Below are 21,513 nucleotides of genomic sequence, written 5' to 3'. Positions count from 1 at the left end.
GCAGATTACTGAACACCCGTTTCCATGGGGTGTAGTTTAAGCAATTCGGAAGGAGCGTAAAAGCCAGTTTTGTTTTTGGTAGCCGCCCGCACTTCTTTAACCTTATCCGGCGAAACGGCCGGGGCTTTGTTGCCGAAGGAATTGCGCACATAAGTTAACACAGCGGCTACGTCCTCGTCCTTCAGCATACCGCCAAACGGCGTCATGGGTACTTGTCCGGGGTATTTCTGACCGGCTACCTCAATAGGGCCATGCAGTCCTTTTAAAACAATCTTTATCAGGCGCTCGTCGTTGCCGGTTACCCAAGGCGTACCGGAAAGCGGCGGGAACCCGGATGCTGTTAAGCCTTTGCCATCGGGTTGGTGACAGGTACCGCAGAAACCTTCCTGGCCATAAATAGCTTTGCCTTTAACAAAAAGGTCACGTTCGGCTCCTTTTAAATTGGTGGCAACGGCTTCGGGTTTTTTGGTTTCCACGGCCCGGCCGTTCAGGTGGGCTACGGCGGTTTCATGGGCATGTATCATCCAATCATCTAAAGGTTTTTTGGCGGCTTCGTTTTCAATAGCCAAACCTTTTTCTTTGTCGAGCCAGGAAGCGGCCACGATTGCTTCCAGACGCACGCGGCCGTGTTCATCACGGGCAGCCTGCATCAGCAGGTCGGCCTGGTCGTTTACCTGGTGACCGGTATAACGCAGCACCCGTACAGCAGCGGCGCGGGCCCGGTAATCTTTGGCTGCTAATAATTGCTTCAGTAGGTTCTGATCTACTTGATTTAGCCCCCAGCTTACCCATAAGCCTTCCAGCAAATGGTGTTCGTACTTCGGATCATTTTTATCCAGGTTAGCCGTCCAGGCTGTCAGGCGGGGAAGCACTTCGGCAGGTTTACGCCCCCGTAGCTCCCGGCGGGTCCGGTAACGGGTCCGGAATTCGGGCAGTTTTAAATTATCCAGTAACTCATCAATGCTGGCGCCGGCTACTTTAGCGGGCGTAATTAGCGGGCGGGAAGGATAGGTGATGCGGTAAACCCGTCCGTGTACGTGGTCGCGGAGCGGATCGCGGGCATTGTGCTGCATGTGGCCAATCAGAATATTATGCCAGTCGATGAGGTAAAGCGAACCATCCGGGGCAAACTCCATATCTACGGGGCGGAAGTTACGGTCGTCGGACTGTACCAGATCCTGGCGATGGGTGCTCTTATAGCCGGTGCCATCGTCTACCAGCCGGTGTTGTTTGGTGCCTAAAAAGCCAATGGTGTTGTTAATCAGGAAATCGCCTTGCACATTGTCCGGGAAGTGCCGGCTAGAAACAAATTCGAGACCAGAAGTAGGGCGTACCCGGTGCTTTTCTTCAATTAACTGAACGGATTTGTGGGTAGCTATCCCATAACGCGATTTAACAGAGCCGGGCATCATCCATCGCACGTCCGGGCTGGAAGTTTCAGCAAAAAAGTTCTGGCCCCACTCATCAAAGGCAATGCCCCAGGGATTTGGGATGGAAAGCTGAGCCGTACGTTCGAGATGGTGGCGTTGCGGATTATACCGGTAAAACCCACCGTTGGTAGCTCTTACCGGGCCGTAAGGAGTTTCGACGTTGGTATGCAGGAAAACACCTTCGCCCATGTAAATCGCCCCCGATGGGTCGGCGGCATAAGCGCTGTGCGCGTGGTGGGTATCGTGGTCGTCGAAGCCGCTTAAAAGTATTTCCTTTTTGTCCGCCTTGTCGTCGCCGTTTGTATCGGTCAGGAGTACCAAGTTGGTTCCTTGCGACACGTAAACCCCTTCGGGGGCCAGTTCGAAGCCAACCGGCAAGTGCAGGCCTTCGGCAAATATGGTTTGCTTGTCGGCTTTGCCGTCGTTATTCGTGTCTTCTAATATTATTATTTTATCGTTGGGCTTGGTATCGCCGGGTTTGTAGTGCGGGTAGCTGGGCATAGTAGCAATCCACAGGCGTCCTTTGTTATCGAAAGAGAGCTGAACCGGATTGGCTAAATCGGCAAATTCTTTTTCCGAGGCAAATAATTCTATTTTATACCCCGGTGCCACTTTTATTTTATTTAACGCATCTTGCCCGTACAGGTATTCCAGACTGCCATTTTTTTCCGGATTAAAGTTGGTTTTTACCGGCGGCAGCGGCGTGGTATTTTTATCGGCGGCGGCCACATCCATTTTTTCGCCTTTAACTGCCTGCCAAATGGCCTGGTCTCTAATGTCAGTCATTTCCCGGATTTTCTGTATTTCGGCGGGATAGTTGTCTGGCCCGAACGGGTTGTAGCGCCGGCCGTAAGCGTGCACACCATTGGGTATTTTAATATCATGGTGCCACATCCAGTTTTTCTCCATTACGGCGGCATGCACCAGCGCCCGGTTCTTTTCGGCTTTAGGAGCCGCTTTACCAAACGTCTCGTCGGCCAATAATTTCGAGAATCTGGCGTAACCCGCATCGGATAGTTGCGAACCGTCGATGGTAAGCGGTTTATCGGTATTTTCGAACCATTCTTTGGTAGGCGTAAAGGCATCGATAAAATGAATTTTATGCCGGGCGGCAATTTCTTTCATGGCTTCGGTATACAGCGCCAGGTTGGCGTTTTCTTTTTTGCCATTAGGTAAATCATTTTGTTTAGAAAGATCCTCGAAAGCAATAGGCGATACCAGCGCCAGTTGGGGAGCCGCCGTGCCGTTGTATTTCTGGTTTAAAGTATGCTGCACAAACGCATCTAACTCAGCTTTATAATTTTGCAGACCTTCTTCGCCCTGAAACGACTCGTTGTAGCCGAAGAAGGCAATAATTACATCGGCTTTCAGGCGGGTAAGCCACTGATCTTCGGTGTCGAAATGGCCTTCACTGCCGGAGTTCTGCGCCAGTTCGGTTTGAAATCTTTCGGCTCCCGGAAAAGCCCACGGCGAATTGCGGCTCGCATGCGGCCGGAAGCCAGGCGTATTACCCGGATCGCACATATTGCGGATATAAAGCAGGCTGTCTGGGTAGCGCAGGTGCATTTCGGTTTCAAAGTGGTCGTAATTCAGCATCCGGGAACCCAAATTATTACCAATTAAAACAATATGCGCGCCTTTCTTGAATTTCAAGGCATTGGGATTACTTTCGGTTAAACTGGTGGACACGGATTTACAACCCGTCAGAATTAAAATAACCAAAAAGATTTTAACAATATACCGCATGGGTTTAAGTAATTAGGATTGTAATTTAAATATCATTAAATCAGGTAAATGCATTCTTTAATCACAAAATATTTTGGTAATAAGCTTTTAACTGAACTGGTGAAAAATTCTAAAAGCTGCCAAAACAATTTAATTGGGTTGTGTAAAATAGCAAAGGCTACTACGGCAATTGCCACGTAAATTACTGCTGTTTCCGAACTGTTTAAGTTATGGAAGTTCGTCTAAAATAAAAAATAAACCTGTAATGTAATATCTGGTATGCTGCCTAAGATCTGGTGGTGCCAATACTAGCAAAGGAAACCTGAAAATTATTAGGCTTGGCTTTTTCCAGTTGGGCCGGAACAAGGCTTTAATTTAGGTAGACCGGATGAATAGAAGTAAAATTCAGGTTAATAATTCGGTGTAAATATTCTTTCATAACTAGTGACGTTTAATGGTAAATAAACTCAAATGAAATATTTTATGGTAACTCATTATTACAGTGAATGGCCGCTATAACTGCTGGTATAAATCAACCTGAATTTTCAAAATTAGCCGGTAACGCTCTGTTAACTATCCTGCGCTATCCTGCTTAAGTAACAGAATTAGTAAATGTATTTTAATTAGGCAGGTCCCTTTAAATAATTTTATATTGGCAACGTTTTCTGCTGAATTAAAACTAATAAAATAGAAATATTTAAGATTGCCAGTTTTGACTATACACGCTGAGGAAATTATTTTATGAGTTTTTAAGCTAAGATTCTGACAAACCGGTTCAGAACCGACAACACTTTTTTACAAATTAATGAAGGGCTGAGGTTTATGGTTTGGCTTTTATAGGTGTTAGATTAGTACCGGATAATAGTCTTTGCGATTGATAATATTAAGAAAGAATATATAGAAACTGTTATGCAGCATCATGCAAAAAGACTTGCAAAAAGAAGGATATCTAATTTTAGGCTGATTAAACTTCTAGGGCTTATTTTATTATTCCCCTATTGTACTGCTGCTCAAACTTTCCCGGTAGATGCGGTAACCGGGAAGATATATTTTGCCGAAGAAGTGCTGGTAAAAGATGGCCCTCAACTCGATTTGTATAACCGGGCCAAGGCATGGTTTGCTGCTCCGGAGAATAAAGCAATGCTACAAAAAGACGATTTGGCGAATGGATTATTAATCGGGCAGAAAAGTGTGGTTTTTACGGTAAAGGAGGGCAGCAATGTGCATAATATGCGCTTAAACTGCACCTTAAAGCTGGAAATGGAAGATGACCGGTACTGGTATAGCCTGACAGACTTTTATATACAAAAATGGTTAAAGCAAGCTGCAGGAGGTGGTAAAATACCGAATAATAATTTGCCTTTAGAAAAAATGGTTATACCTGAAAACCGGCCGGTTACTGAATATTCCCGCGCAGCTTACTATAAAGCAGTTGAAAATGCTACTTATAAGCAGATACGTTCTTCTATAGAATGTTTAAAAGCCAGCATGCTTTAAATTATTTGCTTCCGGAAGATTTATTTTTCCTGTTAATAGTTAGCGAAATACATTATATCTGGTAAGTATCCAGAACCTGCCAGGTAATCCGGCCATTGGTTTGTACTTCGTAGCGCAGGATGGAATAGCCGCCTTGGTGGCCATCTTCAAAATAAGCCAGCGCGTAATGTTCAGTTAAAATCTGAATATCCCGGAAAGCCATTTTGCCGCCCAAAATTCCTTTTTGCTGTTGCAGTACCTGGGCCTGGTTGGTGGTTAAATCGGCTTTCAGATCGGCTTCGGGGTTGCGCAGACCTTTTTGGCGGAGCCGGTTTATTTCGGGGGCACTTAGTTTGCCTAAACTGCTGGGGCTAACTGTTACGGTAGTATCTATCGGGGAAGTGGGGGCCATGCCGGCCGTTACTTTTTTCTGAAGCTGGTAAATCATGGTATCGCGGTCCAGCACCTGCCGGTTAGCTAATTCTAATTTGGCCTGGGTGTTTTGGTATTGCCGGTAAAAGTAAATGGCCATAAATAAACTAAAGGCACAAAACAGCAAAAACAAAATATTCTTCATCTGGAGTATATTTTAAAATCAGAAAAAAAGCCTGCTTTGGCAACAAAACAGGCTTTTAATGTTTAATAATCCATTTTAGATAAGCGTATTAACATCAAAGTTTTCCAGGTAATGCGCTACCCGTTGCACAAACATTCCGCCCAAAGCGCCATCTACCACCCGGTGGTCGTAAGAGTGCGACAAAAACATAAAATGCCGGATACCTATTAAGTCGCCTTCGGGCGTTTCGATGACGGCCGGTTTTTTCTTGATAGCGCCTAAAGCCAGTATAGCTACCTGCGGCTGCACAATAATGGGTGTACCCATTACATTACCAAAAGTACCCACGTTCGAAATGGTGTACGTTCCATCGGTTAAATCGTCGGGGGTAAGTTTGTTTAACCGGGCACGGTTTGCCAGGTCGTTTACTTTTTTAGTAAGCCCGTTCAGGTTCATTTGGTCGGCTTTTTTAATAACCGGCACAATTAAATTTCCCGAAGGCAAAGCCACGGCCATACCAATATTCACATCGCGCTTTTTAATAATGGTGTCGCCGGCTACCGAAACATTAATCATTGGGAAATCCCGGATGGCTTTGGCTACCGCCTCGATCATAATGGGGGTAAAAGTTAATTTTTCACCTTCTCGTTTTTGGTAGTGGTCTTTGTTTTTGTTTCGCCATAAAACCAGGTTGGTTACATCGGCCTCTACAAACGAGGTTACGTGCGCCGAAATTTGTTTGCTTTCAACCATTCGTTGGGCAATCATTTTGCGCATCCGGTCCATTTGAATAATTTCCTGGCCACCACTAACCGAAACCGCTGGTTTGGCCGTCGGCGTATCAACGGTTGATGCTGAGGTTGGTTCCGGAGCCGGTGCAACTGTTTTTTCTGGTTCAGCTGCTTTTTCAGGAATATTTGTTTCGGTTGGCGTAACGTTGTCAGTTGTTGCTTTAGGAGCAGGTGCTACCCGGTTTTCTAGGTAGGTCATAATATCTTTTTTCGTTACTCTTCCTTCCAGTCCCGTACCGGGCACCTGGTCTAGTTCGCGCATCGAAATACCTTCCTGCCGGGCAATATTCATTACCAGCGGCGAATAAAAACGGCCTTCGGTTACCGAAGGTGCCTGCATAGGAGTAGAAGTTTCGTTTTCAGTAGCAGAATTATTATTGATTGGGTTTTCGGTTTTTGTTTCTTCTGGTTCGGCAGGAGCCGGTACAATGGGATGCTCTATTATGGCCTGCGATATAGGCGCAGCATTGATATCTGCGGCGGAATTTTCGGTGTCAATAATGGCAATAGCTTTACCTATGGGCACCACATCGCCTTCTTTGGCCAATATTTCGCGCAACACGCCGCCGTGTACAGCCGGTACTTCGGTATCAACCTTGTCGGTAGCTACTTCCAGTACCGATTCATCTTCTTCAATGCGGTCGCCTACGTTTTTCAGCCATTTTAAAACAGTGCCCTCCATTATACTTTCACCCATTTTGGGCATCAACATTTCTACCAGTGCCATGCGGTTTCGTTTAGATTTTTTAAAGCTAAAATTTGCCGGAATGTTTAAAGCCAATAATAAACAAAGCTTTCCTTATTTATTCTTGTAAAACAACTACTTCCGGCCTTCCCAAAACCTGGGAAGGGAGTCTTTTCTGATTGAATAATATTGTCTTTTCTGTCGGGTTTCCAAATAAAAAAAGGCCGAAACTATCGTTCAGAAAAACCAAAGGTATAAAAATTTAAATATACCTGCATTTAGTTTAGCTGTTGCCGCAGCAGATTTAAAGCGGTATACGTGGTATATTCTATATTAAGTAACCGATCTTTCTGATAAAAAATCTGGCGGGCAACGGTTTTTTCGGCATCGGCGTAAGCCACCCAAATGGTACCTACGGGCTTTTCGGGCGTGCCACCACCCGGACCCGCAATGCCGCTGGTAGCCAAACCAATATCAGTATTTAATATTTTACGCACATTGGCGGCCATCTGGCTAACCACTGCTTCGCTTACAGCCCCGTGTTGCGCCAAATCATCGGCACTTACGCCCAGTTGGTTAATTTTTACATGGTTGTGATAAGCCAGAATACTACCCATAAAATATTCGGAAGAACCAGCCACGCTGGTAATTTTATGCGCTAAATGACCGCCGGTACAGCTTTCGGCAGTAGCAACGGTATAGCCTTTTTCTTTTAGCAGGGCGCCAATGGCTTCTTCTAACTTTATCTCGCCGATAGCAAAGATATATTCCGGAATAATCCCCTGCAATTGAGTTACCTGGGCTTCTAATTGGTTATCTAAATCGGGTAGGTTAAAGCCTTGGCCGGTTAGGCGCAAACGTACACCGGTAAGCGAGGGCAAATAAGCCAGTTTAATGTGAGTAGGCAGGGAATCTTCCCAAGCGGCTATTTTATCGGCTAAAAAAGATTCGCCGATGCCGGCGGTTTGCACCACTTTATGAATTATTTGGTTACCGGCGGCCCTTGTTTGTAATTCCGGCAGTACGGTATCGGTCATGATTCTTTTCATTTCGAAAGGAACGCCCGGCATTGATACCATTATTTTACCAGCTTCTTCGAACCACATGCCCGGGGCAGTGCCCAAAACATTTTTTACTGGCCGGCAATTGGCGGGTAAAAAAGCCTGTTGCCGGTTAAGTTCGGTTAGTTCGCGGCCCCTAGATCGGAAAATAGAGGTTACTTGCTCCAATGATTCTGGATCCAGTACCAGTTCGGTTTTAAAGTACCGGCACAGCGTATGTTTCGTTAAATCGTCTTTGGTGGGGCCTAAACCACCGGTAATTAAAATAATATCGGTTAGCTTTTTTACCTCATCTAACGTTTGAATGATATGGTCCGGGTTATCTGAGATAGAAGTGATTTGCCGTACTTTAATACCTATTTTGGCCAGTTCGGTGCCCATCCAGGCCGAATTGGTATCTATTATTTGCCCATAGAGAATCTCGTCGCCTATGGTAATGATGTCAGCAAGCATATTTTTATTTTTGGTTCGATTTATGCAAACAAGTTATATCTGTACTCAAAATTAAGATTTCTGTTTTATGAGAGCGTATCAATTACTGGCTTTGCTTATTATTTCTTTTGGTGTTTTTTCCTGTGCCACTACGGGTACGGGCCTGAATATTCCGTCGGGTGTGAGCGATGCCATTTTAAATAACAAACCATTAACCGAGGCAGAAGTTTCGGGCGGCTTAAAAGAGGCTTTAACCATTGGCATTTCTAACGGGGCCAACACCGCTGCGCAAACCGATGGCTATTATAAAAATTCCTTAATCCGGATTGCTTTTCCGACGGATGTACAAAAAGTGGAAACCCGCTTGCGGGCTTTGGGTATGGGCAAACTGGTAGATGATTTTGTTTTGTCGTTGAACCGGGCGGCCGAAGATGCCGCCCAAAGTGCCAAACCCATATTTATAAGTGCCATTAAAAGTTTAACCATTAAAGATGTTTGGGGCATATTAACCGGCGGAAAAGATGCGGCTACCCAATATTTAAAACGTACTACCAACGAGCAGTTAACGGCTGCGTTTACCCCCAAAATTCAGGCTTCTTTAGAAAAGGTAAACGCCACCAAATATTACGACGATGTGATTGGCCGCTATAACCAGTTGCCTTTGGTGCAAAAAGTAAACCCCGATTTAACGAATTATACCACCCAAAAAGCCATTGACGGATTGTTTGTTTTAGTGGCTCAGGAAGAAGCCAATATCCGGGAAAACCCTATTGCCCGCACCACGCAATTGCTGCGCCGGGTATTTGCCCGCCAGGATAAAAGCTAATTATTTTCCATTGATAACTAAAGAAAAAGGCATTGGTGGTTAAACCAATGCCTTTTTTATGGTTTTAAATTTTATGAGCCGGCCAGGAATGAAACAAACCGTGCCCTAAACTTAACCAGCCGGCAATCATAAACAAACCACCAATAGGCGTTATGGCCCCTAACCAACCAATATTAGTCAGGCAAAGAGTATACAACGAGCCGGAAAAAATAATGACGCCAATTAAAAAAAATAACCCCGCCAACCGCAAGGGCCGCGCCGGAACATGAAAATACAAAGCCCCGGTTAAGAGCATAGCCAAGGCATGGTACATGTGGTATTTTACGGCGGTTTCAAAAGTATCGGTGCGTTGGTTAGCGGCTAATAATTCGGCTAAGCCGTGGGCCCCAAAGGCTCCAATCATTACCCCTAAAGCGCCCAACAAAGCTCCGGCAATCAATATTCCTTTCTGCGACATTGCTTATTGTTTTAAGTAACTTCTGGCACCAAAGATAGCACTTCCTACCCGAATCATGGTGCTGCCTTCGGCAATCGCCAGCGGATAATCCGAACTCATGCCCATCGATACCTCAGTAAAGGCCGGGTTTTCAGTGAAGAAAGTTGTTTTTAAATCATCAAAAACACTTTTTAGTAATTTAAATTCGCTGGTAAGTTTTTGGGTAGAAGAGATATTGGTGGCAATGCCCATTACCCCGGTTATGCGCACGTATTGCAGGTTTTTAAAAGCTTCGGAAGCTAATATTTCTTTTGCCTCTTCGGGCGATAAACCAAACTTGGTTTCTTCGGTGGCAATGTAAATTTGCAGCAGGCAGTTAATTACCCGGTTGTGCTTACCAGCTTGCTTATCTATTTCTTGCAACAGTTTTAAACTATCTACCGATTGGATGGTATCTACAAAGGGCGCAATGTATTTAACTTTATTTGTTTGTAAATGGCCAATTAAATGCCATCCAATATCGGCCGGCAAAACCTCTTGTTTGGCGGTCATTTCCTGCACTTTGTTTTCGCCGAAAATACGCTGGCCAGCCTGGTAAGCTTCCAGAATTGCTTCGGGCGGATGGGTTTTAGAAACCGCAATGAGCTTACAATTGGTACCTTTTAGTTGTTCCTGGAAATAAGCAATCTGTTGCGCAATAGCCATAATCAATCTGTTTTAAATTCGCCGGCAATTTACGCTCCTTTTGGAGCTAAGTCTACTTTTTATTTAAAATGTGCCTTGGCAGATTTTAAACTGATGGGCTTTAGCCAGGTTTAATAATGCTGATAAGCGCCTTTAAAAATGAATAAAGGCCACAAAGAATATAAACAGGTTAATAGTAACAGCATTGTGGACCTAAATAAAAGGTTAAAATATAAGCGTTTAATCTTCAAGGGCATTAGATAAAAAGGTGTTTTTAAAAAATAACCAGATTAAAAATACCAGAATGGCCCATTTTAAATAAATCTGGTAATAATCTTTGGTGTCGCGAAAACGGGTTTCTTTAATTTCGGCTTTTTCGAGGCGATTAATATTCCGGAATATTTCGTCCAGGGTATTTTTATCGGAGGCACGGTAAAATCTGCCGTTCGCGGTTTGCGCAATGTCGCGCAAGGTGGTTTCGTCGAGGCGGGTTTGAATAAAGCTGGTTTGGCCATTTTCGCCGGGATATGGTACCAGGCCGTCCTGACCGATGCCGATGGTGTAAATCTTAATGTTAAAACCCATAGCCAGTTTGGCGGCCATTACCGGATCAATATTGCCGGAAGTGTTTTCGCCGTCGCTGATTAAAATACAAACTTTAGATTTAGTCGGCGATTCGCGCATCCGGTTAATGGCTACGCCCAAAGCACTGCCAATAGCGGTACCGTCGTTCGGAATTAATTTTAATTTTATATCCTTGATATTTTCCCGCAACAAATGGTAATCGGAGGTAAGCGGCGTAAGAGAGTAAGCGTCGCCCGCAAAAACAACCAGGCCAATGCGGTCGTGGGTGCGCCCCTGAATAAAATCTAAAGCTACTTCTTTCGCCGATTCGAGCCGGTTAGGTTTTAAATCCTGCAATTCCATTGAGCCGGAGGTATCCAGTACCAGCATAATATCAATACCTTCGGAATATTGGGTAACGCGTTCGTCGGTACGCTGTGGCCGGGCCAGCGCTATTAAAATCAGCACCAGGAAGAGAATAAAATACAGATCCGGCACAATTCTTAGTAAACTGCTCCAATGCCAGATTACTTCACCTTTAAAAAAAGCAACTTCCAGTTTTTTGCGCGATTGGCTCCGGATAAGCCACCGCAAAAGATACAAAAACGGTATAACTAAAATAAAATATAAAAATAAAGGCTCTTGCCAATCGAAAGACCGGAACGTACTGGCCCGGAACCAATCGAGGTTAAGCCAATTGAGCCAGGTTTTGAGCGATTGCGGCATTTTTAGTTTTATCTTTTATGTACTCGTACCGGCGGTCGGCAAAGTGGTGGAGCAGAAAAAAAGCAATAATGGTTTCAGAAGATTTATCCGAAACAATATTGCCGTAGATAGCTTTATCAAACAAGCGTAATGCTGTAGTTACATCTTCATCGTCGTTGTAAAAGGCGGCAATTTCTTTGGTGGTAAAGCTGTTGATGGCGTTACCCTCCAGGTTGGTTAAATAGTTTTTCCAAAGGGTAATGGCTTGTTCTACAATCGGCAACGATTCTGATTTATTAAACTTTTCGATATGGCCATTAAATTTATTTATAAAACTATTGTGTGTTTTCTGTAAAATATACAAACGGTACCGGATTATAATTTTTTTACCAAACAGCATCCAGATAAATACCAGTAACAAAACTACTATACCGGTACCAATAAGCCAATAAGCAAAGTTAAAGCGTTCCGGCACGGGCAATAGTTTAGTTTGAGCTTTTAAATCAGAAATATTTGCCTGCCCCGGTACCAGTTGTTTCAGGTAGATAACAGCCGGAGCCGAATTGATTTTTACGGTATCGGATTGGTGTAGCTTATAAACCGGCAGGCTTAAATATTGCGCCGGCGTAATTTTAAACGTGCGCAAGGTGTATACCACGCTATCCAGGCTTATTCCGTTGTGCGTGCGCGTAGCAAAATAGCTGCGGTTTATGTATTCAAACGGCGAAAAATCGTAAGTAGAATCCGGAAATATTACTTCTTCGGTGGCGGGGTGCTGGTAGTAAAAAGAAAAAAGCAGCGGCTGACCAATTTTTACCGAATCTGTTAAAAATTTTCCTTGCGGCTGGGTTGGGTTTGGGGCCTGGCTTTGCGCCGAAAACCCAACCAGAAGCAGGTAAAATATAGAAAAGAAATATTTAAGCACTTTTTCTTGATTTATTTCGGAGCCGGAAAAGGTTAATTAATTGCGGTACGTAGTCGTCGTTGGTATAAATGGTTAGGTAGTTGGCTTTATTTTTCCGGCATATTTTCATAATCTTTTCCTGGTTCAGTTCATTGGTAGCCTGGTAAGCTTCCTGAAATTGTGCCGAAGAGGTATTTACCCAGACCGTGCGGCCGGTTTCTTTATCGAGCAAAGGAATAATACCCATGGCTGGTAATTTTTTTTCCCGTTTATCCATCAGTTGTACCACCACCAAATCGTGCTTACGCGCCAGCATGCTCATTTCGCGTTCGTAATTTAAATCTATAAAATCTGAAATTAATAAAATTAAACTACGCCGTTTAACCAGGCTTAAAGCCGTTTTAATACCGGCGGCCAGATTGGTCTTACCCGAAACCGGATTTAATTCAAACATAGCCTTTATCAAAGAATAGGCGTGTTCTGTACCGCGGCCCGGCTTAATATATTTTTCACGCTGGTCGCTAATGCACAGCATGCCTATCTGGCTGGTTTGCCGGGCAGCGGCCAGCGCCAACACGCCGCAAATTTCTTTACCCACGTGTATTTTTTGTTGCCCGGTGGTGCCAATAGCCTGCGAGGCACTTACATCCAGAATTAAAAAAACCGATTGTTCTTTTTCTTCTTTGTAGGTTTTTACAAACGTGCCGTGGCCTTTCGCCGATACGTTCCAGTCAATAGCCCGTACATCATCGCCGTACTGGTAAGAACGCACATCGTCGAACTCCAGTCCGGTGCCTTTAAATACCGAATGAAAATCGCCGTGCATTTGGTCGTTAATAGCTTTGCGGATGCGGATTTCATATTTCTGCAATTTTTTAACTAACTCTTTCATAAAAGCGGGTAATCCGGCGTTATGTTTTAAAATTAAAAAGAAATAGATAAATTTCCTCCGTGAAAAATGCTTTCTTCCTGCTGCTGGCCAGCTTACTGTTTTATACTTGTACTTCGCCGCTTAGTCCGCCGCCACCCGATTTGCTGCCCAACCAGAAAATGGTTTCGATTTTAATAGACTTACACGTGGCCGAAGCCCAGGCAGAGCGTTTAGGTATTACAACCGATTCGGCGGCTATTTATTATAAAGATTTACAAAAAGCCGTTTTTAAAAAGCACAAATTAAAAGAAAAAGACTTTTATAAAAGCTACGACTATTATTTACGCAACGTAAGTGAGCTCGACAAAATATACGAAATAGTAATCGACAGCTTATCGGCCCGGGAAATAGGATTTGACAAGTCGAAAGATTCTTTAAAATTATCAGAATAGCCGGGCACCATTGGGTACTGGTTTTCCGGGTTGGGCCAGCACTACGTTACCGGCAGCATCCGGAAAACCGGTAATTAGTACCTCCGAAATAAAATTGGCAATTTGCTTAGGCTTAAAATTGGTAACACAAATTACCTGCTGCCCCAATAAACTTTCGGGCGTATAATTAGCGGTTAGCTGCGCGCTCGATTTTTTAATACCTAATTCCGGACCAAAATCAACTTTAACTTTATAAGCGGGTTTGCGGGCTTCGGCAAATATATTTACTTCCACAATAGTACCCACCCGAATTTCTACTTGCTCGAAATCTGCCCATTCAATATTATCCATCATTGTTTTACTTTTTTATTAACGGGCTTAAAATTAAAAGAAAGCTTTGTTTAAAAGTTACTTTTACCTTATCTGGTTTTGTGGTTTAGCTTTTCTCTCTTACATAATAGCCTTTAACCAACGGGTTATACCTGTTTTACCGGCAATAAATATTGATTCATGGTATATCAATTCCTGTTGGTTTTAAATTATCAGGCTGCTTATTTTATTATTTCTGATTAAAAACACTATTAGCCCTATTCTTAGCCTCATTAAATTGCCACAACGTTTATATACTTATTATCCGTATCAGGTAAATCTGGTATTACCTATTTAATGAGTATTACACAGTTTAAGGCAAATTTTAAAAGTTAATTGCTGTTGAAAAATAAACAATTCGCTTTCCTGCATACATAAACCTCACACTTAAGCTAAATAAAACATGAAGAATAACTCTGGAGAAACCCATTCTATTTGGATGCACGGGGTAGATATGCCCGCCACTACGGTGCTTAATACGAATATCAATTGCGATGTATGCGTGGTAGGAGCGGGCCTGGCCGGCATTACTACGGCTTATTTATTGGCCAAAGAAGGTAAATCGGTAGTAGTGTTAGAGTCTAAAGAAATTGGCAGCGGCGAAACCAGCCGTACCACCGCTCATTTATCCAACGTATTCGACGACCGCTACTACGTAGCCACTAAACTACACGGCGAGAAAAAGGCCCGCTTAATTGCCGAAAGCCACACCTTTGCCATTAAAAAGATTGAAGATATTGTAAACGACGAAAAGATTGACTGTGACTTTGAACGGGTAACCGGTTATTTATTTGCCCAGCCCAGCGATTCGGTAGAATATTTAGATCAGGAATTGGCTACTGCCCGCCAGCTGGGCTTTCACGACTTAACCATGTTGCAAAAGTGTCCGGTGTCTACTTTATCGGAGGGGCCATGCCTCAGCTTCCCGAACCAGGGAATTTTTCACCCAATGCGTTATTTGGCCGGCTTAAGTCAGGTAATCTTAGACCAGGAAAATTGCAGCATTTATACCCAAACGCACGTTGTAGAATTTACAAAACAAAACAATTTACACCAGGTTAAAACCAATGCGGGTTATGTGGTTACCGCCAACCACCTGGTAGTTGCCACCAACTCACCGGTAAACGATCGGGTTGCCATCCATACGAAACAAGCCCCTTACCGCACGTATGTAATTGGGGTAAAAATAATGCCCGATGCCGTTCCGAATGCTTTGTACTGGGATAATTCCGACCCTTATCATTACATCCGTTTGGTAAAAGACCGCCACCCCGACAGCTTAAATGCCGAACAGGATACGTATAATGTTATGATTGTGGGCGGCGAAGACCACAAAACAGGTCAGGAAGAAAGTGAGCAGGAGCGCCTGGCTTGCCTGGAAGAATGGGTCCGCGAAAAATTCCCGATGGCGGGCGATGTGGTGTACCGCTGGTCGGGGCAGGTAATGGAACCAACCGATTACGTGGGCTATATTGGCCGCAACCCCGGCGATGATACCGTATATATTGCTACCGGCGACTCAGGCCAGGGCATGACCCACGGAACCATTGCCGGTGTATTAATAACTGATTTAATTATGAACCGGCCCAACGCCTGGACTGATTTATACGACCCGGGCCGGATTGTGGTAAAATCGGCACCAGAGTTTTTAAAAGAAAACCTGAATGTTGCGGCGCAATACAAAGATTACGTTACGCCCGGCGAGGTTTCTGACGCCGGCGAAGTTGCGCCGGGTACCGGTAATGTGTTGCGCCGGGGTTTAGCCAAAGTAGCCGTTTACTGCGATTTGCAAGGCAATAAACACGAGATGTCGGCGGTTTGCCCGCACATGGGTTGTATTGTGCACTGGAACAACGTAGAAAAGTCTTGGGATTGTCCGTGCCACGGTTCGCGGTTCGATGCGACCGGTGAGGTACTTGCCGGTCCGGCGCTAACCGGGCTCAGCAAAGATATTAAGTAAGCTAAATTCAGCCTACCTATATAATAAGATGAGCGGCCGCTAAGTATTATTAAAAAAATACGTAGCGGCCGCTCATCTTATTATATAAATCTCTGAACTATAAAATATTTCTAAAGCGCGTGCAATTATTTCAAAGCAAAGGTCCGGTAGCTAAAAGCCTCTAATTTATCTAAGCGGCTGGAAATTAATTCGGCCCAGGCATTTTGTTTTTCGTCGAGTAAGCCGTGGTTGGTTTCCCGGTCGTACTGGTCTTGTTCTCTTTTCCATTCGTCGAACGCGTGTTGCACCAGCGCATCTAGTTTAACCCGGTTGTTGCCGCAGGTAGCTACGGTTTGGTTAAGTTTTTGCCGGAGCAGGCGGGCATGTATTTCGGTCAGGTCAAAATGCATTTGCTCGTGTTCTAATAACCTTTGTGAAGCCCGGTTTTTGGTCCAGGAGTCTTTCGTTACAAAAACACACTTCACATCAAAACGCATCAGGTTGTTTACACACTGGGCTTTTACGGCAATATTCGTAGAAGTCATGGCGTGCAACTCTTCGTCGGTATCCGCCTCCGATTTAAAGTCGTCCCAGGTCAGGCGACGATTTTCAACCCAAATAATACCTTCTTCTTCTCCGGCGTTAACGGTTGCAGCAGGTTGGGGGTTAGAATTGGTTAAAACAGGATTAATTAAGAGGAAGAGGAAAGACAAGAAATATAACAGCATGCAATCTTCACGGTTTCAGTTTTCGACACCTTAAGATAAAAAATAATTTATTTAGAAAAAATTATTTTATTAAACTAAGTTTCCGGAAACGGAAAAACAGCAATATAGCCGCTATCGTTAAACCAAACAGCAGGCCAATCCAAACGCCATTGGCGCCTAAGTTAAAATGGAAACCCAATACGTAGCCCAGGGGTAAAGCCACTACCCAGTAAGCTAGTAAAGAAACTAAACTCGGTACTTTAACATCTTCTAAACCCCGTAAAGCTCCTAAACCTACTACTTGCAAGCCATCGGAAAGCTGAAAAAAAGCGGCAATTAAAAGTAAGCCGCTGGCTATTTGAATCACTTCGGGGTCTTGTACATAAAACTGCGGAATGTAATATTTAAAAATAATAAGCAACAAGGCGGCAGTTCCCATAAATATACCCGTCATAAACATGCTGTTAAAACCGGCGGTGCGCATGCGTATTAAATCTCCCTGGCCAAGTAAATTACCTACCCGGATAGTAGCCGCCGCCGCAATACCACCTGCCATCATGTAAGTTACTGAGGCAATATTTATCGCAATTTGGTGGGCGGCCAGTTCTTTGGCACCTAACCAGCCAATCATTAAAGCCGAAAAACTAAAGGCCCCCACTTCAAAAATCATTTGCATGGAAATAGGCAAGCCTAGTTTTAAAATGCGGGTCATGTGGCGCATAGAAATAAATTTTTTTTGCCACCGCAGCCGGTAAGGTTTTAATAAATCTGATCGAAAAATGTAATAGGCCATTAAGAAGGCCATAATAATCCGGGAGATTAAGGTAGACCAGGCCGCCCCGTTTAAACCTAAGGCGGGGGCGCCCCACTTACCGTAAATGAGCACATAATTGCCTAAAATATTAAGTAAGTTGGCAATTACAGAAATATACATGGCTTGCCGGGTTAAAGAAAGCCCTTCGGCAAATTGCCGGAAACCCTGGAACACCATGAGCGGCACCATAGAAAAGCAAAGAATATGCAGGTAGGGCGTAGCTAAAACAACAACAGGCTGCGGTTGCTGCAAATAGGGCAGCAGTGGGGTAATTATATAACCTACCAGGTAAAGCAAAATGCCGGCGCCGCTACTTACCAATACACCGTTAATTAATATTAAAGAAATTCGTTTTTTGTCTTTACGGCCATTGGCACCAGCCACCAGCGGGGTTATACTAAACGACAGGCCAAGCCCGAATACCATTATAACGGTAAATAAGCTGTTGCCCAGCGAAGCGGCAGCCAGGGGCAGCGTACCAATCTGGCCCACCATTACGCTATCGGCTACGCTTACCATAATGTGGCCAAGCTGGCTTAATACAACCGGATAAGCAAGTAAAAAATTTTCGCGGAAATCTTCTTTGGAGCCAATCGAAAACATGGTACGGAATTATTTGGGGGCCGCAAAGGTAACACCTTTAATGCGAATGCTGCTAATTTTAATTAAATAAAACCGGCGGTGTTCAGCCCAAGTTATTCGCGTAAATAAATTTAGATAGGTAATTAAATAAGCTTAAAACTTGTTTCGTGTTTTCCTAAATGGACTAACCGCTGCCATTGCTGGTGCTATCACCACCAATCTTTTAGCTTTAGCCCGACTACTTGCCGGTGATAAAATGCGGCAAGGGCAAACGTTTATGGCATTTTCAAATACGAAACAGGTTCTTAATATAAGAGCATATTACTTTCTTAATGTCAGAATAGCTTCTTGCAAGCGACTCAAGGCTGTATTTAGCTTTTCGGCCGATAAGCCAAAAGAGAGCCGTGCAAAACCCGGTGCACCAAAACTTTCGCCGGGCAATATTTCTAATGCCTGTTTTTCTTTTAAATATTGGGTAAGCGCTGCCGTAGTCGCTACGGTTTGGTTTAAAACCGAGGTAAAATCCGGAAAAACAAAATAAGCGGCCTCCGGGGAGAAAACTGTTACCTGGTGTTGTTTTAAAAAATTTAGCATCAAATCCCGGCGCTCCTGCAATTCGGACAACATAGGCGGCAATACGGTTTCTAAATTATCGAGCGTAGCTTGCGCAGCATCCTGGACAAACTCACTTACGCCGGCCACTGTGGCTTGCTGAAACTGCAGGCTTTCTTTGAACAAGGCTTCTGGCATAATAATATACCCAATTCGCCAACCCGACATGGCAAATGCTTTGGAAAAACCATTTACCACAATATACCGGCCGAAGGGGTCCGGGAACTCGGTAAGCGAAGGAACCGGCTGGGTATAAGTTACTAATCCGTAAATTTCATCGGAAAGGAAATAAATTTTAGGATGATGCGCCAGAACTTGCAGCAGCGCCTCTATTTCGGTTTTCTGGTAAATGCGGCCCGTTGGGTTACACGGATTGCTCAGGAGTACCATCCGGGTTTTAGGTGTAATCAGTTTTTCTAAATCGGTGGGCCGCAAGGTATAATTGTTCTCCGGCGAGGTAGGCCAGAAAACCAGTTTGGCCTGTACTACTTCTAAAACTTGTTGTAGGCCAAACCAATTGGGTACCGGTATAATTACCTCGTCGCCGGGCTTAAGAACCGTGGTTAAAATATTAAAAAGTGCTTGTTTAGTACCGGCAGTAATTAAAATATGATCAGGATTTACATTGGTCTGGTTTATTTTCTGGTAACGTCGGGCAATGGCCTGCCGCAAAGTTGATGTGCCTTCGGTAGCACCGTAAAAAGTTTTGTTGTTCTGAATAGCTTTAATGGCCGCTTCGCTGGCCAGTGCTGGCGTATTAAAATAAGTCGACCCGGAAGCCAGGCTAATATTTTCCATTTAGTTTATACTACATCAAATAAAACATCGGCAAAATAATGTTTATCATCGGTAAAAACCTTATTTATTTTTAAACCGGCTGTTTGGGCCAGCTCTTTTATTTCGGTCAGGTTAAATTTATGCGATGTTTCGGTATGGATGGGCTCCCAGGCTGCAAAAGCTATTTCGGTTTGTAAATCAGCTAAAAACACCTTTTGCTTCTGGGTACTGATTAAGTAACTTTTCATGTCGCCGGTAATGGGGTTGTACTCCGCAAAATGGGTAAACTGGCCGGGATTAAAGTTGCCGTTAAATTCCTGATTGATGCGGTGCAGCAGGTTAAAATTAAAAGCGGCCGTAGTACCGGAGGCATCGTCGTAAGCTTGCCGGATCAGGCGCGGATCTTTCCGGATATCGAAACCAATTAAAACCTGATCGGTGGGTTGGAGATAACGCCGGAGTTTACGGGCAAATACCCGGATAGCCGGCGGGTCGAAATTGCCAATATTAGACCCTAAAAATAAAACTACTTTCCGTTCGGGATTATGCTTTTGTAAATATTTAAGGGCGGCAAAATATTCCGAAGAGACCGTTTGGATCTGGATGGCTGGTAATTTGGCGGTTAAAGTTTCGGAAAGTTGGTGTAAGGCATCGGCCGAAATATCTACCGGAATATATTTAAAGGCATAGGCTTGTTTTTGCAGTTCTTGGAGCAATATTTTGGTTTTGGCAGCATCGCCGGCACCTAAATCAACCAAATTAAAAAAGCCCTGTGAATTGCCTAAATTTGCGATAATCTCCTGGCGCTGGGTTTGGAAAATTTGGGTTTCGGTCCGGGTAAGGTAATACTCAGGCAACTCCATTATTTTCTGAAAAAGTTTGCTGCCGGTTCCGTCGTAAAAATATTTAGATGAAAGCTTTTTGGGTTGATTATGCAAGCCGGTTATAATATCAGCGGCAAATTTTTCTCGATCCGACGATTCGGTGCGGGTATAAACCATGGAGTTGTGTAATATTATATGCGTTAGTTATTTGCCAACCGGATACCGGTAAATTGCCAGCGTTTATCCGGGTGAAAAAAGTTACGGTAAGTGGTCCGGATGTGGCTAATGGGCGTGGCACAGGAACCACCCCGCAAAACCATTTGGTTAATCATAAATTTGCCGTTGTATTCGCCCAGGGCACCGGGTGCCGTTTTAAAGCCTGGGTAAGGAGTGTAGGCGCTGTAAGTCCATTCCCAAACCTCACCCAATAACTGGTGGCATATAGTAGCGTCCTGACTAAAGACCGGCTGCGGATCATAGATTTCTGCTTCTAAAAAACTACGATCGTTCAGTTGGGGTTTAAAAACCTGCGTTGCCGCTTCCCATTCTATTTCGGTAAGTAACCGTTTACCCGCCCACTGGGCGTAAGCGGCTGCTTCGTAAAAACTTACGTGGCAGACCGGTGCCTGTAGGTTTAAGGGTTCTAAGCCGTGTAAAGTATAGCGATACCACTTATTTTCTTGTTTAACCCAATACAACGGAGCTTCCCAGTTAAGTTGCTTGGCCAATTCAAAACCTTCGCCTAACCAGTACCGGAAATCCGTATAGCCGCCATCTTCGATAAAAGCCAGGTATTCGGCGTTGGTTACTAAACGATTTTGCACCTGGTAAGCCGGTAACCAAACGGGGTGGGCTTGCAATTCATTATCAAAACAAAAACCAGAACCCGCAAAACCAATATCGTAAAAACCGGCCGGTACTTCTAAAAAGGTTAAAGGTGGTATTGCCGCTTTAGCCAGAGGTGGCTTGGGCGGCGCGTAAGCCGGCAACAAAGGATTGGTGCTTAATATATATTTAATATCGGTTATCAGCAGTTCCTGGTGTTGCTGCTCGTGCTGTAAACCTAATTCTAATACCGGCCATATTTGTTCCGTAATCAGCTCCGGAAAATCCTGGAGCAGGCGCTGCATATTTTCGTTTACATACTGACGGTACAGATATATTTCGGTTAAAGGCGGCCGCGTTAAGGTACCGCGCTGGTCGCGCATAACCCGGCTACCCACTGCATTGTAATAAGAATTAAACAAAAAGCTGAAATGCGCATTATACACCTGGTAATGCGGTAAATAGGCACTGAGCACAAACGTCTCGA

Annotated in this window: 19 protein-coding genes; 4 read left to right on the top strand and 15 right to left on the bottom strand. The window is 44.2% G+C overall.

Annotated features, from left to right (window positions below; translation table 11 throughout):
• Positions 1-5: 5 nt before the first annotated feature.
• Positions 6-3,176, bottom strand: a complete 3,171-nt coding sequence (locus tag ACO1R6_RS02960) for a PVC-type heme-binding CxxCH protein (RefSeq protein WP_486262045.1) — start codon at positions 3,174-3,176, stop codon at positions 6-8.
• A gap of 888 nt (positions 3,177-4,064) precedes the next feature.
• On the opposite strand from ACO1R6_RS02960, the gene ACO1R6_RS02955 reads away from it, so the two are divergent.
• Positions 4,065-4,652 (top strand): DUF4468 domain-containing protein, encoded by a 588-nt coding sequence (locus ACO1R6_RS02955; protein ID WP_486262044.1) that lies wholly within the window; start codon positions 4,065-4,067, stop codon positions 4,650-4,652.
• 52 nt (positions 4,653-4,704) lie between these two features.
• Here ACO1R6_RS02955 and ACO1R6_RS02950 read toward each other — a convergent pair whose 3' ends face one another.
• From ACO1R6_RS02950 to ACO1R6_RS02940, 3 genes are all read right to left on the bottom strand, one after another.
• Positions 4,705-5,208 carry a hypothetical protein gene (locus ACO1R6_RS02950; protein WP_486262042.1) on the bottom strand — a complete coding sequence of 168 codons (504 nt, stop codon included), beginning with the start codon at positions 5,206-5,208 and terminating at the stop codon, positions 4,705-4,707.
• A gap of 75 nt (positions 5,209-5,283) precedes the next feature.
• On the bottom strand, positions 5,284-6,705 hold the full coding sequence (locus tag ACO1R6_RS02945; RefSeq protein WP_486262041.1) for a dihydrolipoamide acetyltransferase family protein: 1,422 nt from the start codon (positions 6,703-6,705) through the stop codon (positions 5,284-5,286).
• 236 nt (positions 6,706-6,941) lie between these two features.
• A complete protein-coding gene (locus tag ACO1R6_RS02940; RefSeq protein WP_486262039.1) occupies positions 6,942-8,177 on the bottom strand; it encodes a competence/damage-inducible protein A in 1,236 nt (411 codons plus the stop codon).
• Between the two features lie 67 nt (positions 8,178-8,244).
• Here ACO1R6_RS02940 and ACO1R6_RS02935 point away from each other — a divergent pair, with 67 nt between their 5' ends.
• Complete coding sequence (locus ACO1R6_RS02935; RefSeq protein WP_486262037.1) at positions 8,245-8,982, top strand: DUF4197 domain-containing protein; 738 nt, start codon at positions 8,245-8,247, stop codon at positions 8,980-8,982.
• A 64-nt stretch (positions 8,983-9,046) separates the two neighbouring features.
• Here ACO1R6_RS02935 and ACO1R6_RS02930 read toward each other — a convergent pair whose 3' ends face one another.
• From ACO1R6_RS02930 to ACO1R6_RS02910, 5 genes are all read right to left on the bottom strand, one after another.
• The gene (locus ACO1R6_RS02930) at positions 9,047-9,439 is read right to left on the bottom strand and encodes a DUF423 domain-containing protein (RefSeq protein ID WP_486262036.1); all 393 of its coding nucleotides are present in this window, start codon (positions 9,437-9,439) and stop codon (positions 9,047-9,049) included.
• A gap of 3 nt (positions 9,440-9,442) precedes the next feature.
• On the bottom strand, positions 9,443-10,123 hold the full coding sequence (locus ACO1R6_RS02925; RefSeq protein ID WP_486262035.1) for a YggS family pyridoxal phosphate-dependent enzyme: 681 nt from the start codon (positions 10,121-10,123) through the stop codon (positions 9,443-9,445).
• Between the two features lie 219 nt (positions 10,124-10,342).
• The gene (locus ACO1R6_RS02920; protein WP_486262033.1) at positions 10,343-11,392 is read right to left on the bottom strand and encodes a vWA domain-containing protein; all 1,050 of its coding nucleotides are present in this window, start codon (positions 11,390-11,392) and stop codon (positions 10,343-10,345) included.
• Positions 11,355-12,296, bottom strand: coding sequence for a hypothetical protein (locus ACO1R6_RS02915; protein ID WP_486262031.1), 942 nt, complete (start codon positions 12,294-12,296; stop codon positions 11,355-11,357). The genes ACO1R6_RS02920 and ACO1R6_RS02915 overlap by 38 nt, the downstream gene beginning before the upstream one ends.
• Positions 12,289-13,167: a DUF58 domain-containing protein gene (locus ACO1R6_RS02910; RefSeq protein ID WP_486262029.1), complete on the bottom strand. Its 879-nt coding sequence runs from the start codon at positions 13,165-13,167 to the stop codon at positions 12,289-12,291. The genes ACO1R6_RS02915 and ACO1R6_RS02910 overlap by 8 nt, the downstream gene beginning before the upstream one ends.
• A 59-nt stretch (positions 13,168-13,226) precedes the next feature.
• Between ACO1R6_RS02910 and ACO1R6_RS02905 the strand changes: the two genes are divergently transcribed.
• On the top strand, positions 13,227-13,598 hold the full coding sequence (locus ACO1R6_RS02905) for a DUF4296 domain-containing protein (RefSeq protein ID WP_486262028.1): 372 nt from the start codon (positions 13,227-13,229) through the stop codon (positions 13,596-13,598).
• On the opposite strand, the gene ACO1R6_RS02900 is transcribed toward ACO1R6_RS02905, so the two are convergent.
• The gene (locus tag ACO1R6_RS02900) at positions 13,590-13,928 is read right to left on the bottom strand and encodes a tRNA-binding protein (protein ID WP_486262084.1); all 339 of its coding nucleotides are present in this window, start codon (positions 13,926-13,928) and stop codon (positions 13,590-13,592) included. The genes ACO1R6_RS02905 and ACO1R6_RS02900 overlap by 9 nt on opposite strands.
• 421 nt (positions 13,929-14,349) lie before the next feature.
• Here ACO1R6_RS02900 and ACO1R6_RS02895 point away from each other — a divergent pair, with 421 nt between their 5' ends.
• Positions 14,350-15,906, top strand: a complete 1,557-nt coding sequence (locus ACO1R6_RS02895) for an FAD-dependent oxidoreductase (protein ID WP_486262026.1) — start codon at positions 14,350-14,352, stop codon at positions 15,904-15,906.
• 125 nt (positions 15,907-16,031) lie between these two features.
• Here the strand turns inward: ACO1R6_RS02895 and ACO1R6_RS02890 are convergent, their stop codons facing one another.
• From ACO1R6_RS02890 to egtB, 5 genes are all read right to left on the bottom strand, one after another.
• The gene (locus ACO1R6_RS02890) at positions 16,032-16,613 is read right to left on the bottom strand and encodes a DUF922 domain-containing protein (protein WP_486262024.1); all 582 of its coding nucleotides are present in this window, start codon (positions 16,611-16,613) and stop codon (positions 16,032-16,034) included.
• Positions 16,614-16,674: 61 nt separating this feature from the next.
• Entirely contained in the window at positions 16,675-18,009 is a 1,335-nt protein-coding gene (locus tag ACO1R6_RS02885) for an MATE family efflux transporter (RefSeq protein WP_486262023.1), read from the bottom strand.
• 300 nt (positions 18,010-18,309) lie between these two features.
• The gene (locus ACO1R6_RS02880) at positions 18,310-19,398 is read right to left on the bottom strand and encodes a pyridoxal phosphate-dependent aminotransferase (protein ID WP_486262021.1); all 1,089 of its coding nucleotides are present in this window, start codon (positions 19,396-19,398) and stop codon (positions 18,310-18,312) included.
• Positions 19,399-19,403: 5 nt separating this feature from the next.
• Entirely contained in the window at positions 19,404-20,378 is a 975-nt protein-coding gene (gene egtD, locus ACO1R6_RS02875; RefSeq protein WP_486262019.1) for an L-histidine N(alpha)-methyltransferase, read from the bottom strand.
• A gap of 23 nt (positions 20,379-20,401) precedes the next feature.
• A partial coding sequence (gene egtB, locus ACO1R6_RS02870) for an ergothioneine biosynthesis protein EgtB (RefSeq protein WP_486262018.1) occupies positions 20,402-21,513 on the bottom strand: 1,112 nt, incomplete at its 5' end.

The organism is Adhaeribacter sp., assembly GCF_057359045.1.
This window is presented reverse-complemented; position numbering and strand designations above follow the sequence as displayed.

Coding starts and splice junctions, on each gene's coding strand:
- ACO1R6_RS02960 (WP_486262045.1), bottom strand. CDS start 3,176: ATGCGGTATATTGTTAAAATCTTTTTGGTTATTTTAATTCTGACGGGT.
- ACO1R6_RS02955 (WP_486262044.1), top strand. CDS start 4,065: ATGCAGCATCATGCAAAAAGACTTGCAAAAAGAAGGATATCTAATTTT.
- ACO1R6_RS02950 (WP_486262042.1), bottom strand. CDS start 5,208: ATGAAGAATATTTTGTTTTTGCTGTTTTGTGCCTTTAGTTTATTTATG.
- ACO1R6_RS02945 (WP_486262041.1), bottom strand. CDS start 6,705: ATGGCACTGGTAGAAATGTTGATGCCCAAAATGGGTGAAAGTATAATG.
- ACO1R6_RS02940 (WP_486262039.1), bottom strand. CDS start 8,177: ATGCTTGCTGACATCATTACCATAGGCGACGAGATTCTCTATGGGCAA.
- ACO1R6_RS02935 (WP_486262037.1), top strand. CDS start 8,245: ATGAGAGCGTATCAATTACTGGCTTTGCTTATTATTTCTTTTGGTGTT.
- ACO1R6_RS02930 (WP_486262036.1), bottom strand. CDS start 9,439: ATGTCGCAGAAAGGAATATTGATTGCCGGAGCTTTGTTGGGCGCTTTA.
- ACO1R6_RS02925 (WP_486262035.1), bottom strand. CDS start 10,123: ATGGCTATTGCGCAACAGATTGCTTATTTCCAGGAACAACTAAAAGGT.
- ACO1R6_RS02920 (WP_486262033.1), bottom strand. CDS start 11,392: ATGCCGCAATCGCTCAAAACCTGGCTCAATTGGCTTAACCTCGATTGG.
- ACO1R6_RS02910 (WP_486262029.1), bottom strand. CDS start 13,167: ATGAAAGAGTTAGTTAAAAAATTGCAGAAATATGAAATCCGCATCCGC.
- ACO1R6_RS02900 (WP_486262084.1), bottom strand. CDS start 13,928: ATGGATAATATTGAATGGGCAGATTTCGAGCAAGTAGAAATTCGGGTG.
- ACO1R6_RS02895 (WP_486262026.1), top strand. CDS start 14,350: ATGAAGAATAACTCTGGAGAAACCCATTCTATTTGGATGCACGGGGTA.
- ACO1R6_RS02890 (WP_486262024.1), bottom strand. CDS start 16,613: ATGCTGTTATATTTCTTGTCTTTCCTCTTCCTCTTAATTAATCCTGTT.
- ACO1R6_RS02885 (WP_486262023.1), bottom strand. CDS start 18,009: ATGTTTTCGATTGGCTCCAAAGAAGATTTCCGCGAAAATTTTTTACTT.
- ACO1R6_RS02880 (WP_486262021.1), bottom strand. CDS start 19,398: ATGGAAAATATTAGCCTGGCTTCCGGGTCGACTTATTTTAATACGCCA.
- egtD (WP_486262019.1), bottom strand. CDS start 20,378: ATGGTTTATACCCGCACCGAATCGTCGGATCGAGAAAAATTTGCCGCT.